The sequence below is a fragment of the Psychrobacter sp. H27 genome (assembly GCF_059072655.1).
This window is the reverse complement of sequence record NZ_JCACRX010000001.1, coordinates 2,875,136-2,890,819: the sequence shown is the minus strand read 5'-3', so window position 1 is coordinate 2,890,819 and position 15,684 is coordinate 2,875,136. Positions and strand designations below refer to the sequence as shown.

Annotated in this window: 9 protein-coding genes; 1 reads left to right on the top strand and 8 read right to left on the bottom strand. The window is 43.8% G+C overall.

The features are described from left to right. Nucleotides 1–159: 159 nt before the first annotated feature. The 7 genes from argC to AC5JPY_RS11910 all read right to left on the bottom strand — a co-directional run bounded on the left by argC (nt 160) and on the right by AC5JPY_RS11910 (nt 10,031). The gene (argC, locus tag AC5JPY_RS11940; RefSeq protein WP_443524531.1) at nt 160–1,227 is read right to left on the bottom strand and encodes an N-acetyl-gamma-glutamyl-phosphate reductase; all 1,068 of its coding nucleotides are present in this window, start codon (nt 1,225–1,227) and stop codon (nt 160–162) included. 86 nt (nt 1,228–1,313) lie between these two features. Further along, nucleotides 1,314–2,450 (bottom strand): uroporphyrinogen decarboxylase, encoded by a 1,137-nt coding sequence (gene hemE / locus AC5JPY_RS11935; protein ID WP_493852571.1) that lies wholly within the window; start codon nt 2,448–2,450, stop codon nt 1,314–1,316. A gap of 232 nt (nt 2,451–2,682) precedes the next feature. After that, complete coding sequence (proB, locus tag AC5JPY_RS11930; protein WP_493852570.1) at nt 2,683–3,855, bottom strand: glutamate 5-kinase; 1,173 nt, start codon at nt 3,853–3,855, stop codon at nt 2,683–2,685. Nucleotides 3,856–3,933: 78 nt separating this feature from the next. Beyond that, entirely contained in the window at nt 3,934–5,136 is a 1,203-nt protein-coding gene (cgtA, locus tag AC5JPY_RS11925) for an Obg family GTPase CgtA (RefSeq protein ID WP_493852569.1), read from the bottom strand. 303 nt (nt 5,137–5,439) lie between these two features. After that, nucleotides 5,440–6,882 (bottom strand): glyceraldehyde-3-phosphate dehydrogenase, encoded by a 1,443-nt coding sequence (locus AC5JPY_RS11920; protein ID WP_493852568.1) that lies wholly within the window; start codon nt 6,880–6,882, stop codon nt 5,440–5,442. Nucleotides 6,883–7,235: 353 nt separating this feature from the next. Further along, entirely contained in the window at nt 7,236–8,402 is a 1,167-nt protein-coding gene (locus tag AC5JPY_RS11915; RefSeq protein WP_493852567.1) for a lipocalin family protein, read from the bottom strand. Nucleotides 8,403–8,867: 465 nt separating this feature from the next. Then, nucleotides 8,868–10,031: an NUDIX domain-containing protein gene (locus AC5JPY_RS11910; RefSeq protein ID WP_493852566.1), complete on the bottom strand. Its 1,164-nt coding sequence runs from the start codon at nt 10,029–10,031 to the stop codon at nt 8,868–8,870. Nucleotides 10,032–10,329: 298 nt separating this feature from the next. Between AC5JPY_RS11910 and hemP the strand changes: the two genes are divergently transcribed. Next, nucleotides 10,330–10,488 (top strand): hemin uptake protein HemP, encoded by a 159-nt coding sequence (gene hemP, locus AC5JPY_RS11905; protein WP_227672156.1) that lies wholly within the window; start codon nt 10,330–10,332, stop codon nt 10,486–10,488. 125 nt (nt 10,489–10,613) lie between these two features. Here hemP and AC5JPY_RS11900 read toward each other — a convergent pair whose 3' ends face one another. Then, complete coding sequence (locus tag AC5JPY_RS11900; RefSeq protein WP_493852565.1) at nt 10,614–15,608, bottom strand: translocation/assembly module TamB domain-containing protein; 4,995 nt, start codon at nt 15,606–15,608, stop codon at nt 10,614–10,616. Nucleotides 15,609–15,684: the final 76 nt, after the last annotated feature.

Here is a 15,684-nt window from a genome sequence, read left to right as displayed (position 1 = left end):
TGACACGATAAGCGTGCTGACTTCGAGAAAAAGCGTAGTTCAAGCTTAGTACGCATCTAGATGGTATCTCTTAAAAGTAAGGGCAAGTCATTATAGCGGAATTTATAATCAATACCTAGTATCATAAATATGAATGACTTAAACGCAACAAAGTCAGCATTAAGGAACAATAGGCGCAAAATTTAGTCCCATTGTTTCATCAAATCCAAACATCACATTCATATTTTGAACGGCCTGTCCTGCTGCACCTTTTACCAAATTATCTTGTACGACAATAACCGTCAATTCGGCGCGCTCATTGTCTTGATGTATCGCAATGCGCAAACGATTACTAGCACGCACACTGCGTGTGTCTGGATAAATACCTTTTGGCATGACATCAACGAAACTTTCTAAGGCGTAGCTGTCTTCAAACGTTTGCTGCCAATCAATAGCCACACCTTCATCAGTCAACTCCATATGAATTGAACTCAGCATGCCACGTATCATCGGTACCAGATGCGGTAAGAAACGGATACGGTGGTCAAACTGACTACCCAATAACTGTGCAACACCCTGCTCTATCTCAGGTAAATGGCGATGACCTTCAACGCTGTAGGCTTTGAAGTTATCGGTTGTCTCAGCATAGTTGAGTGCAAGCGATGCTTGGCGACCAGCGCCAGATACTCCAGATTTGGCATCAATTACGATACGAGACTCAATCAACCTTTTTGTTTGTTCATTTTGTGCTTCAATGATTGGTTTTAGTCCCAAGATTGCAGTGGTCGGATAACAGCCAGGATTACCTACTAACAATGCACTAGCAAGCTTATCCCGATTAATTTCAGGCAATCCATAAACCGCTGTCTTCAACAGCTCAGGACAGGCGTGAGACTGTTTATACCAGTGCTCAAACTCAGTCAATGACTGCAAACGAAAGTCAGCAGCCAAATCAATAACTTTTACGCCAGCTTGCGTGAGCGCTTCAGCTTGCTTCATCGCTACACCATGTGGCGTTGCAAAAAACACAACATCACACTCTTGTAGTGCACTCAGCGTGTTATCACCCAAATCACTGAACACAATGTCAGAGATGCCGCGCAAACTTGGAAATATTTCATCAGCACGAGTGCCAGCTTCGCTACGCGAGGTAAGCAAATCAATAGAAACCTCAGGGTGAGCAGACAATAAGCGAATAAGCTCGATACCTGTATAGCCTGTACCACCGACAATAGCTGCTGAAATCATAAAACACTCTCTTTTATTCAAAATTACTAGACAATACCGATAGGCTCTTACATGGCTCATCTAGCCATACAAGAGTAAGCCCAATTTTAGATTTTATAGTCGTGTACTGCATCGACAAAGACTTTGGCATTGTCAGGGTTGACCCATTGAGTGATGCCATGACCTAAGTTTGCTATATAGCCTGTCTTTTCGCCATCTGCATAAGCACGATCAAGCATCGCATTCACCTCAGCACGTATCGTCGCTGGTGATCCATACAGTGTTGCTGGATCCAAATTACCTTGAATGGCTTTACTGCTTTGCAATTTTTTATGTTTTTTAGTCAATTGGCGCTGGCTTTCAGTTAATACTTGACGCGCACGGTCAAGCGGCATCGTCCAGTCTAGACCTAGCACATCAGCCTCACTATCAGCCTGAGTATCAAGCCATAACCCGCCACCCTTGGTAAACAATACTACTGGTACTTGCGGATGACGCAGCTTCAGTTCAGCGACGATGCGCTTATTGTAGATGTGCGAAAACTCAATAAATTGGCGATGGCCGAGGGCGCCGCCCCAACTGTCAAATATTTGTACGATCTGAGCACCAGCAACGATTTGCGCATCTAGGTAATCAATAACCGAAGTCGCAAGCTTATTCAATAATTGATGTAAAAAATCAGGATTGCTGTACAAAAAGCCTTTGGTATAGCGATAATCTTTTGAGCTTCCGCCCTCAATCATGTATGTAGCCAACGTCCACGGGCTACCAGAAAACCCAAACAATGGTACTTGACCATTCAATGCTTTACGGATGCTGGTGACAGCGCGCATCACGTAGTCAAGAGAATCGTTAGGCTCGAGTACTGGTAATCTATCGAGATCTGCCTGTTCACGAATCGGGTGTTTGAATTTAGGGCCTTCACCTGTTTCGAAATAAAGACCCAAGCCCATCGCATCAGGAATGGTCAAAATGTCACTAAATAAAATAGCAGCATCTAGATCAAAGCGGCGTAATGGCTGAAGCGTCACTTCAGTAGCTCGATCTGTATCTTTGCACAGACTCATAAAGTCGCCTGCTTCGGCACGAGTGGCTTTATACTCTGGTAAATAACGACCAGCTTGACGCATCATCCAAACTGGCGTGGTATCGATGGGTTCAAAGCGCAATGCGCGTAGCAGTCTGTCATTTTTTAAGGGGGCAAACTGCTGCTGAGCCGAGTCACTGTTGTCTAAAGCACTCATGTACAAATCTCCAAAACAACACAATATCTATAATCATTAATGAATACTGTATCGGATAAAATAGATTGAATAAAATAATAAACAGTTATAGCGTATGAACTACATCAACTGAGGTTAAGACAAAGTTTATCACCTATTTGTAGCTGATAAATTCATCTAACGCACCTGATATCCAGCGTACCTAAAACTTAGAGACGCTAGATAAAGTAAAAGCGGCTACACAACTTATGCGCTACACGGTGAGTGCAAGATTATCACGATGTACCATAACCACACGTTCTTCATTGTTACCAAAAATCTTGTCGAACTGTTCAGTACGCTCACGAGCGACGCGGCGTGCATCATTCGATGAAAAATTCACCTGCCCCACTGCAATACGCTCGCCAGTATCTTGATGAGTGATTTCTACGACGTCGCCTTCATCGAAGTCGCCGCGCACATCTACCACGCCAACAGGCAATAGACTTCTATTGTGTTCTGTCAGTGCTTTAGCAGCGCCAGCATCAACCATCAGACTGCCCGACATGCGCAAGTGAGCTGCAAGCCACTGTTTACGTGCAATGATCTTGTCTTCGTCGTTGGTAGTCAGTAGTGTACCTACGGCCTCACCTGACACCACACGAGTGATCACATCATCAATCGCACCGCTCACAATAACGGTTGGGCAACCACCCATTGCAGCCAGACGACCCGCACGGATTTTGGTCAACATACCACCGCGACCGAGCTTACCACCATCACCTGCTATATCAAATAAATAATCAGCCATCGCACGCTCTTGACGGATCATTTTGGCATTAGGGTTATCACGTGGGTTATCAGTAAATACCCCATCTTGATCCGTTAAGATAATATACAAGTCTGCATTGATCATCGCAGCTGCCATGGCACCCAACGTATCATTATCACCGAATTTGATTTCATCAATAGTGATGGTATCGTTTTCATTGATAACGGGTAGCACACGCCATTCTAACAGTTGCGTCAGCGCACTCGTGGTGTTGAGATATCGGCTGCGATTGGACAAATCATCGTGCGTTAATAGAAGCTGCGAGCTTTGAATACCATGCTGAATCAGAGCTGACCACCACGTTTCGATCAAACCCATCTGACCAATAGAAGCACAGGCTTGTAGTGCGGCCAGTTTTTTAGGACGCTCTTCAAGATCCATGCGTACCACACCTTCGGCAACGGCTCCTGATGACACCAGCAACACCTCTACGCCTTTTTTGTGCAGGCGTGCAATTTGCTTTGCCCACTCATATATGGCAGTACGATCCAGCCCCCGACCATTGTTAGTCAGTAATGACGAACCAATCTTGACAATAACGCGCTGAATATCAAAGTTGCGATCTTGTTTAATAAACCTTGCTTCTTCGGTCGTATTTGTGATGTCACCTGCCATATAAACTCCTTTTTCTCACATAAATTGATTAGAGGGATTAATTTAATCATTCAAGTATATCAGCTCAAGCATACTAGCTTAAGGAACGTACATTACTTCAACACCATCGTCGTCATCATCTTCATCAGACAAATCTAAACCTTCACGTGCCGCCTTTTTGGCTGCACGGTATGCTTCACGCTGTGCTTCAGTATTCAGACGTACTTCTGCTTCTAGTCGCTCAAAACGCTCTTTTTGTGCGTCAGCAAAGATAGGATCTTCTATCTCGCGCTCACGCTCACGTTCGATCTCATTCATTAAGTGATATTTGACTGCATCGACGCCTTCACCCGTTAAGGTTGCTGTGCGGAATACGATGCCTGTCCAGCCCAATTCTGCTACGATATGCGTACATAGCTCATTTAGCTCTTCTTCAGCCACTTGGTCAATTTTGTTCAATACTAAAATCTGCGGTAGATTAGCCAATTCGGGCGAAAAACGCTCAAGCTCATTTAAGATAACACGGGCATTTTCGACCGGGTCACTACCATCGACTGGCTTTACATCAACCAAATGCAATAGACGACGGGTACGCGCAACATGCTTTAAAAAGCGAATGCCAAGTCCTGCGCCTTCTGATGCGCCTTCAATTAGACCAGGAATGTCAGCCATCACAAACGAACGATGACGACCGATATCAACCACACCGAGGTTAGGAACTAGCGTGGTAAAAGGATAGTCAGCAACTTTTGGTCTGGCAGCAGAAACCTGACGGATAAAGGTAGACTTACCTGCATTAGGCAAACCAATCAGACCCACATCAGCCACTACTTTTAGCTCAAACTTAAGAACCTTTAGCTCACCTTCAAAACCTGAAGTGGCTTTACGCGGCGCTTGGTTGGTAGAGCTCTTGAAATGCGTATTACCCAGACCACCGTCACCACCTTTGGCAATCAGCAACGTCTGACCAATTTCAATCAAATCACCCAATACTTCATCGGTTTCAGTATCAACGACCGTCGTGCCAACTGGTACAGGTAGATACAAATCATCAGACCCTTTGCCTGAACAATTTCTACTATGACCATTTTCTGCTCTCATGGCGTCATGACGGCGAGTATAACGATAGTCAACTAGGGTATTGGTGTTGTCTTCTGCAATGACATACACATCTCCACCCTTGCCACCATCACCACCATCAGGACCACCGCGTGGGACATATTTTTCTCGGCGAAAACTGGCGATTCCGTTACCACCGTCACCTGCTTTTACCGTTACGACGGCTTCATCAATAAATCGCATTCTACGTTCCTTAATTCACAATCCAGTGTATAAACTGGTAACAACCAACGGCTGTATTTTGGGTTTTGCTAGACTATTACGTCATAATGAAAACTAGACAAGCATCTATTACTCAACGCCCATTATGACAATAACACCCGATAATCAATCGGACTATCGGGTGTTTAAGTATGACAGTTAAAGTCATATCAATCTATTCAAAGTGGTATCTACAAACGCATAATTATTAAATAACGCTGATCTAAAGTAAATACGACTTCGATATGATTAATAATATGTCATTGCTCTAAGATGTTCAGTACATTATGCTGGGATTTGAGCGTAGCTGATTCCTGCCATTTGTGTCGCCAGACGTAGCACCTGAGTGCTGTAACCTACTTCATTGTCATACCAAACATATACGATAGCTTGGTTGTCAGTTAGGATAGTCGCTTGCGCATCAACAATACCGACATGGGTCGTACCCACAAAATCTGTCGATACTGCTTCTGTAGAGTCTGTATAAGCGATTTGCGACTGCCACGTGCTGCTGTTAGCCATTTTACGTAAGAACTCATTTAAAGCTTCAGCATTTGCTGGTGCATTTTTTAAGTTCAAGTTCAAAATGGCTAAGCTGACATTTGGCGTTGGTACACGGATCGCGTTACCAGTTAGCTTGCCGTTCAATTCTGGCAATGCTTTACCAACTGCTTTTGCTGCACCTGTGCTGGTAATAACCATATTCATGACAGCACTACGACCACGGCGATCTGCTTTATGGTAGTTATCAACCAAGTTTTGATCGTTGGTAAATGAGTGAATAGTCTCTACGTGACCATTTTCGATACCGTACTCATCGTTTAGTACGTTTAGCGTTGGCGTAATCGCATTGGTTGTACAGCTCGCAGCACTAACGATATTATCGTCGCCAACCGTATTATTATTCACACCATAAACGACGTTTTTGATATCGCCACCAGCAGGTGCTGTTAATAAGACCTTTTTCACGCCTGTCGCTTGCAAGTGCTTACCAAGACCAGCTTCGTCTTTCCAGATACCTGTGTTATCGATGACTAATGCATCATCAATACCATAAGCAGTATAGTCAATCTCGCTCGGATCTTTGGCATAGATAACTTGTACAAAACGGCCATTCACGATCATGCCATTATTGTCGTCATCAATACTAATGCCGCCTAAGAATCTACCATGGATTGAATCACGTTCAAGCAATGAAATACGCTTAGCAAGATCGCCAGCAGCGGCTGGACGCACAACAATGGCTTTTAGTTGTAAGCCTTTTGCACTTGAGGCTTGTGACAATAATAGTCGAGTCAAAATACGACCAATACGACCAAAACCGTACAGCACAACATCTGTCGCGCCATTTGTAGCGCCAGCATTGTCGATAGACTGTAGTGCTGCTTGTACTTCAGTATCGTTAGCGAGCAGTTGTCCAACATCAATGCGGGTCGCTTGAATCTCTTTGCTCTCTGCAATTACTTTTACCATTGCTAAAGTATCAGAGATGTCGATAGATTTGGCACCGTGGTCACGTAGGGCTACTTTTTGATGTAACGCTAATATCTGGCTGACTGAGGTAGAGTCTAGCGTTTCACCAAACAAAGTCACTTGTACATCTTGCGCATTGTAAAGCTTATTCAATAGCCCCATAAGCTCAATGGCTTGTTGCTCTTGATTGTTGTAATTTTTTAAGTGGTCTTGATGTAATTGGCGTAAGGTATCAGCGTTGCTCACGAGAAACATCCTTATGGTCAGTAATGTATGGTCAATAAAATATGGAGAAGTATAAATGAGATAGGTCGTATATGCTCTAAGTGGTGACTGTAATGCGATTATCAACCACTATCAACATCAGTTCTTGACGTCAGAGTATTCAAATCGCCTAGATTTTAGCCTAAAACGCCTTATTTTGCCAGTGATAACCGTTTACATAGTATCTATTAGCATCCCAGTTCTGATGTGTAGCAATAAAAATAAAGCAGCACGGACGGCTGCTTTGTCTTGAATTAGTCTAGCTATTGAATATGAATCGTTGATGATATATCAAAAACTTGCATCTAAATCTCTGCAGAAGAAAATATGTGGCTTATTCAGCTTTATGGTACCAAGTTCACGGTTTGATCAGTTTGTGACGTCAGCGTAAATTCTTTTAAATCGTAACCTTGCTGCTGCGCAATTTGGCGATACTTAGCATAGGTCTCTTGGCTAATATTTGGTGAACGTGCCAATAACCATAAGTATTTTTTGTCAGGTGTGCCCACGAGAGCCGTTTTGTAGTCTTCATCACGTGCCAGCACCCAATAATCTGCGCGACCTACTGGAATCCACCTGATCCACTTAGGTAAGAATGTCACTTTTAATTTACTGCCACTATCATCTACTGGCTTTGCTAGGCCTTCTGCAACGATATCTGAACCATCTGCAGCCACACATTTATTGGTGACTGTAATGCCTGAACCATCATTATTTTGAGCATAATTTGCGGTTACGTCACCTGCGCACTTACGCTGAAAGTACATCGGTAAACGACCAACTTCATACCATGTCCCTGCGTAAGAATTTAGGTCTACATTATCTACTGTGGTTGGTGTATTTGTAGACTTATAAATAATATCACTTGGCTTGATTGACAACATGTCAGTTGTGGTTTTTTCGCTCATCGCATTACTAGACGTTTCAGTAGTTGCCATATTCACTGGTGGCGTAGCTGCATAGGCTGAAAACGCCGCTAGCGGTATAATAATCGCTAACGCAATGCCTGTATGTTTGATAAGTCCATTCATAAATACGCGCTCCGGTATCTCTTTATATGATGAGTCGATATCGGCTGACGATACGTTAGCATCCTGTTGGACGTTATCTTTTAAATTGCTCATTTGATCATCCAAAAGCCCTGATATCAATGGCTCATCTTTGTTAAGTGTTTTTGGTCGTTTGTAGCCATTAGCAGTATTGAATTGTTCTATGACCTGACGATTCATGGCTGACTCTTCTGCATCATTGGAATCTTGGTCAGCGCTTTTGTATCCAGAATAGTTATGTGATAAGACGTTATCTTCTGCCAAGTAGTCTGAGTACTCATTATCTGAACGTTCATTCTTTGCATCTTTATGGCTATAGCTAGCGTCATTACTGGCGTTTTCGGTCTGCTGCGTGACATAACTGTGCCTGCGGTAATCGCTAGACGGTATAGACTGCTGAGATTGAGAACCAGCTGCCTGTGTGTCAGTCCATTCTGACTTAGGTAACTTGTTGGTTTTCATAGGGATACCATTATTAATAGTGATTGTTGAAGTTCTTTGCGTATATCATCTATCTAGTTTCATTTATCCAGTTCCATTTATATAATTTCTAAATGAATATTGGCTATAAAATCGAGAACATATTCAAGCTTCACTACTATCAACACTCTTATTTATTATAATTATTATAGAGTCGTCGTTAGTCGATCCATCACTGAAAAATAAATGTGCTTTAGATATGCAATATATATTAAGGGCAGTCAGGCGATTAAAACAGTAGTCCAATGTAGGGAAACGCAACGGTTTGTAAATAACGATGTGTTTGTGCATTGCTATAAATACATCATAACCACACAGTTACTTACTGAATAAATATTTTAAAAATCAGTCATCTACATTTACTTATTTTAATAGTCGCATGTGATGACTGAGCCAAGGTCTATACAGACAATATCGATAGCTGAACTATATTTGTTTTTGTATTTCTTACAAATGAAACTGACGGATACCAGCAATACTCAGACCGCCATGGTCTAATGCTTGTTCAATCATCGAAGGCGCCAATCCGCCTAAGCCGATAACAGGCATATCAGCCAACTGTGCCAACGATGACCATGATTGCCAACCAAGTGGTACTGTATCAGGATGCGTTTGGGTCGCTAATACAGGAGACAGGAGCATGCCGATGACTGGAGGTAAACCCTGCTCGACACGCGCGCTGGCAAGCTTGTTGACAGCATCAATACTGGCAGTATCATGGCAACTAACAATGAGTGGATAATCATTGAGTGAGTGGCTAGCGAGCAACTGGCAAGTGAATGAATAGGTATCAGGCAGTAACGGATCAGACGCTATAACGCCCTGAGTATTAGTAAGCCATTCCATCAATGCTGAATGTGTTAAGTGCCTAGCGACGATTGAATCGTTGGTTTTTTTGTGAGTAGCTTCTACTGATACTTCAGTGTCAGTGTCAGTGTCAGTGTATTGATAATCGCTGCTATACGGTAAAATTGCCAGAAGATCTGGACGTGCGTCCATTAGCTGCTTGGCTATAGACTCTGAATCAGAATGCTTCAAGCGAATATATGCCCAAGATTTTGGTGGTAGTTTTTCTTGATGATATTGTAGCCATGCTGTTTTTGGATCAGTATGCTGATGAAAGTCAGCCAGAGGATAAGTGATGGCTATTTGTGTAGGTAGCCTTAACCATTCTAGAATGGTTTTGTTGGCAGCAGGCAATGGGTAGTCACCTGCCAGTAGACGCGACTTATCTGCCCACGTTATTGCCTGCCCTTCTAAACCATACTCATGGCTCTTGTACTGCTCGTACTGCTGCGCTGTCAGCTCAATCTTATAAACCTGCAAGCTGACTTGCTTATCACCATAATCATGGTGCAAACGCCCAAGCTTAACGATAGTATTATCATCAACTAAAATACCTGTCTCTTCAGCTACTTCTCGTTTTAGTGCCTGCTCTGCTGATTCAGTCGCCTCTATCTTGCCACCTACAAACTCATAGCGATTGCCTTGATGCTGTGCTGCATCTCGGAACCCCAGCAAATACTGGTTTTGGTAATGTATAACTGCGACAGCCACATTGACGATAGTTACGTTTGTTATTGCTGACGGGCTATTTGAGTCGCTTGGCATAGCGTTGTCCTCTACGATTATGTCTGTTGATGATTTTTAATTATTTGGTTTGAATCGGCTGTATCAATGAAGTTGATTCGAGCATACGAGATTTTTGTGCGTACAAATTTGCGTACATAACTCTCGAACTTTATCGTTTGTGACGCTAATCTTAGATAAGTTTACATAATAACTGCATTTTATTTTATCAATTGCTTGCAAATTCCTTTAATCTAAATGATAATTATTATCGTTAAAGTCAGTTACGATATAGCTAATTTATTAAGCCACTTACTATCAAAAGGAATTCACCATGAGCATGGTTATCTCTCGTTATTTAAACTGCCGTGAAAATCGTCTGCCGACTCTACAATCACAGCATCTATTTGCTTTGACCAAAGAAGTGCGTATTGAGCATGAGGGCGAAGAGTATCGATTACGCCTAACTCGTAATAACCGTTTGATCCTAACCAAATAGTTTAGTACCGTTTATTTGTACTTATAAAAAAACGCCTTCATTACAAGGCGTTTTTTTTGGACAGTCATTATTCAAATAGATTCAATTGACGTCAATAGTGAAACATCTGTCCTTGAGATACGTTATTAAAACTGCCAACTGTAGACGACATCCACGGCGTTTTCTGCCGCTGAACTCGCTTCTACGTAAATACGGCGCGTCAACTGATAACGAACCGACAGACTGTTTTGAGCATTGAACACGCCCACTCCATAGCGGATATACAGATCAGGGGTCACGTAACCGGTGACGTTGACATTAGTATCTTCACTACTACCTGAGGCATCAACCGTTAGACTCTGTAGACCAAAAGCTTGGCCAATTTGGTTGGTCAGACCACGTGTCCCACTTAAGCCAAAGCTCAATCCAGCGGCGGCAAGATTATTGGTCACCTGAGACTTAAATCCTTGCTCACTGATTTGAGTGGCACTCTTATTATCAATACGTCCTGTTACCAGAGCGTTCATTGCTTGCTGCTGGGTCAGTCCTGCATTATTGAAGACAGTGATATTTGGACTCTCTGTACTGCCTTTCACACGTACGCCTACTGTTTTGCCAGTGATCGTTTTGACAGCTTCAATACTTAATATCGGCTTCATCACGTCACCATTGAAGCGTACTTGACCATAATTAAGCTCTAAGTTCTGACCAAAGGCATTAATATTGGTACGGCGTGAGACCTGTACGACACCTGTTGCGCGCATGATACCTGTACCGCTTTGTGTGATATTAATCGCACCTGCTAATGGAATAACAGCACCAAAACCGCGGAAATTAATATCATCACCCAAATCGACACCGATGTCAGCGTTGATTGACCATGGTTTTGAGATGGCTAATACTTCATCAATGTTACCAATCAAACGACGGTCCAATACGACGGCATCTTCAGTTTGAGTAATGATGTCTTCACTGGCTTCTGGTGGACGTATGGTAGCTGAGGGTACGCTAATAGCGCCTTTGATATCGACATAGCGATCACTTGGGCGCACGATAATATCGATATCAGGATCAATCTCAGCCACTAATAATGGTGGCTGAGTGATCACTAAGCGCTCGCCAACGATACTTAATTTGGCCTGAAGCTTTTGCTGCCAGTTGACGGTACCAGACAATTCACCTTTACCATCACCACTGTTGAACGTCCCATCAATAGTCGCTTGCGTACCGCGTATTTTTGCTTCGGCATTCACGTTGGTTAGATTGACTGGTAAGTCAAGCATCGCGACGCGGCCGTCAGAGAGTTTTACATCACCGTAGAACTGCGGCTTAGTCAAAGTACCTCCCAGTCCGCCTGCCATCGTGACGTTACCTCTTAGGACACGCATACCAGGGAAGAAAGGCTTTAATATCGCTAAATCAAGCTCGTTGAGCACTAGGGCACCAGAGATTGGCTTAGGATCTTTGTAAGGATCAACGACAACCTCAGCATAGCCACGGGCACCGCGTCCTGTATTGATATCAGTGCGCAGCTTAATACCTTCCGGCACAGACAAAGCGATAAGGGAAACGCGCTTATAAGGCAAGGTCATTGGTGTACTATCGCCATCTTGAATCAAGCCGATTTTGCCATTGTCTGAGTATAAGGTTGTGTTTATGGTTGGCGGACGACCACGTTGCCAGCCGACAACGGCTTTACCGTTGATTTTGCCATGCCAATCAATATCTTTTGGTAAAAATACTGAAAATAGTGAGGTGTCTAAATTTTGCAGTGCCACATCGACTTCACCACTGGTTGGTGAAGCGACCAGTTTTTGGCGCAGGCATAGCTTGCCCGTTTGGTCAGCCGCCTGCCAGCAATGCGCTGCTAACTGTACCTTTAGGTCTGTATTGTTGCCGTTTTGGTTATCAGGCAAGTTCACAATCAACTGTGCTGGCTGTAATTGGTTTAAGGTGGCGTATTTGGATTTGACGCGGCCTTTACCAATAACCCCTGACCAGCTGAGCTTATCTCTATCAAAGCCACCTTTGAGTCTGGCCCCAATATCTAACTTACTATTGGCGACGTTTAGATCGACTACATGAGATTTTTCGGTACCGTTAAATGATGCTTTTATACTATCGAAACTTTGTCCAGCAGCATCTAGTCCCTCAGCAGTGACAATGAGCTGACTGGGACTATTGGCTAAGTTGACAAGCTTTCCGCGGATACGGCCCTGACGTAAGATAAAGCCCGGTAATGCAAGTCGTTCACCGACCAAGTCGATATAAATCGTTGGTAATGCCTGTCCTGCTGGTTGAGCCAATGTGGCGCCGCCAGTCACTTTTCCAGCAAGCTTATCAGACAATTGATCTAAACTTGTGATATTGATTTTGGTTTGTAGCTGTTTGGCATTGCCATTGGCAGTGACGTAGTTATCACCCCAGCGCAGCACTAGATTATCAGCGTTCAAGCTATCCACTAAAGCATTTACTTGCTTATATTGTGCCTGTGCATCCTGTGCTTGCAGACGCTTAAAATAACTGGCCACGTCTTTTGGCAAGCGCAGTTTTGCAGCCAAGCTACCTTTCGCACTGAGTGGTTGACCTTTTAGCATACCGCTCAAGTTTATTTGATTGATATTAATGGTCTGCTGCGTGTCACCCCAGCGACCATCGGTATCGATAGTACCCGTGATCAGACTTGGCGTGTCTTTTAGGAAATACCCAATGTTGAAACGATCCATCACTGCATTGATATCCCAGGCAATGCCTTGTCGCACATCGACTGTTCCTTCTGCATTGATACTACCTGCTGCCCCTACATGACGGAAGCGATTGATACGAATCAATTGGCTATCACCACTGGCCTCAATATTAAGCTTACCTGCTGGCAATTGCTCAGCATCCAAAACCCCATCGAAGTTAATGGCAAAACGCTGTAATTTACCTGCGGCATTCGCACTGTTTCTGGCAGGGGTTTGCCACTCACCACTAGTTTTTAGATTCCCTGTGATAATGGCTGGATTGTTGGGTAAAAAATACCCTACATTAAATTTGTCAAAGCGGCCGTCGACATTCCAGCCGATATTGTTCCGTAGATCTATGACGCCTTTTGCATTGACTGCACCAGCTTCACCGTTATAGTTTAACTTGCGAATACTGATTAGCTTTGGTGTACCAGCAGCATCAATCGAGAGACGACCTTTTGGTACATCTGCTGTATCGACCTGACCATCAAAGCGCGCGTCAAATACAGACAACTCACCACCCACGATATCAACACTGGCATCGCCACTACCTGTCAGCCCAATAGCACGGCCGTTCTGCGTGGCATCAAGCTGCGCCTGTAAGTCGGTATTGTTTAAAGTAATCACATGACGCTGACCACTTACACCGTTTTTTCTGATATTGAGCAATCGGCCACGAGCACTTAGGCGCCCTGTGAGACGCTCAAGTGGCAGGTCGCTACGGTATTTTTTAGGCAGTAGACCTTTGGTACTGGCATCAATCTGCCACGTCAATGGGCGGTTGCGATTTGCAAGCTGGATCTGCCCAGTACCTGATAGATCACCCACGATACCATCGTAATTGAGTCGATTGATATCAATGACGTCACCTGCTTTACGTAAGCGCACGTCGTAGTTACCCTTAGGCGCAGCGTTGAGCTCATTAATAACCGCATTGGCATCGACTGATAAATTCGAGCCACGAACGATAACATCTGCCTGACCACGAGGACTGTCGATATTACCGATATTAGGGACATCGCGGCGGATCAGATTCTGCCACGTGGCATCGATATACCAAGGCGCCACCTGCTTGGATTTAGCAGAGGTTTTGCCGCGGACCATATTTGCATTGATATGTTCACCATCTCGCTGGCGTAAATCAGCATCAATCTCTGTATTGCCCGTAACATTCTGCTGCTGATAGCGTAGTGATAGTCTGCCATTCAGTGTTTGCGGGGCATAAGCTTTGAAATCAGCATAATCATTAGGGATAGCACGGCGAATATCAAAATTATGACCCGTTGCACGTATCGTGGCATCAAAGCCGTCTCTCCAGCCTAAAATACCTTGTAACGCCAGACGCCCCGCTGGGACATCAGCCTCCAAACGATCAATGCGCAATTGGCTATCGGCAATGACCGCGCGCCCTTGATAATGACCTGACGGAATATCCTTTGCGGTCAGCTCAGTATTGATACGCAACCGTATTTCGGAGATAACCCCTGACGCCGTAGCCGTACCGCTTTGTAAACGGATATCTTGGCTGTCGGCATAAGGGATCAGAATATCATCCCATTGTAATGTTGCGTCAAACGGTGCGCCTGCATCTAACCCCTGCACCACAAAATCACCACTGACATCACTATCGTTGTAGCGACTACGCACCTTACCAACAGTACGTTTCAGTGTGCCGGTCGCACTAATATTTAATGGGTCAATGTATGCTTTTTCAAGCGCACTGACTTCAGCTATCGCGCTCAGATCTAATGGATAGTCGCCTTGTAGATCAATCTCACCTTGTAGCGCACTTATTTTGACGATATCAGCATATTGTAAATCACCGCGGCCTACGGTCACGGTACTACCGACCCACGTCAGATCACGAGCTGTAATATTATTGATAACAACCGGGTCTTTAGTAACTTGTCTATAAATGATTTTATTAATCTTTGCTTGATCAAAACGTAAATTAATGGGTAGTTTTAAGGTTTTATAATCGAACGGCTCACCCGTAGGTGGCTTTTTATTGATAATTTCGATGGTATTTATATCAGCATCACTCAGATGCACTTCTTTTGCAAATACTGCACGCCAGCCTATTTTGACATAGGCTTTGTCTACTAATATTTCAAGGTCTTCAGTTGCATCGACATCGATATCAGTTACCCAAATACCATCACGCAAGTTACCGCGTCCATATTTAAAATCAATACCCGTCTCAGCACTGATTTTTTCTAAAATAAACTTGGTACCAGCATCGGTGCCTGCTGCATAAAAGAATATCGCAAACATAATCGCGAGTACGATAAGAATCAGTACCAGTAATTTGATGAGAAATGATAGCGGATACCAACGCTTGACTGCGCGGGCATCGCGCTGTGCTGGATCTTCATCTGGTGCGTGGTTAGGCGGGGTATTTTCTGTCAGCATGACACTCAACTACGTTAAAAAATGATGACCAGCGATCGGCGCGATGGGTAATAGATAAGACGGTTTAAACAATCTG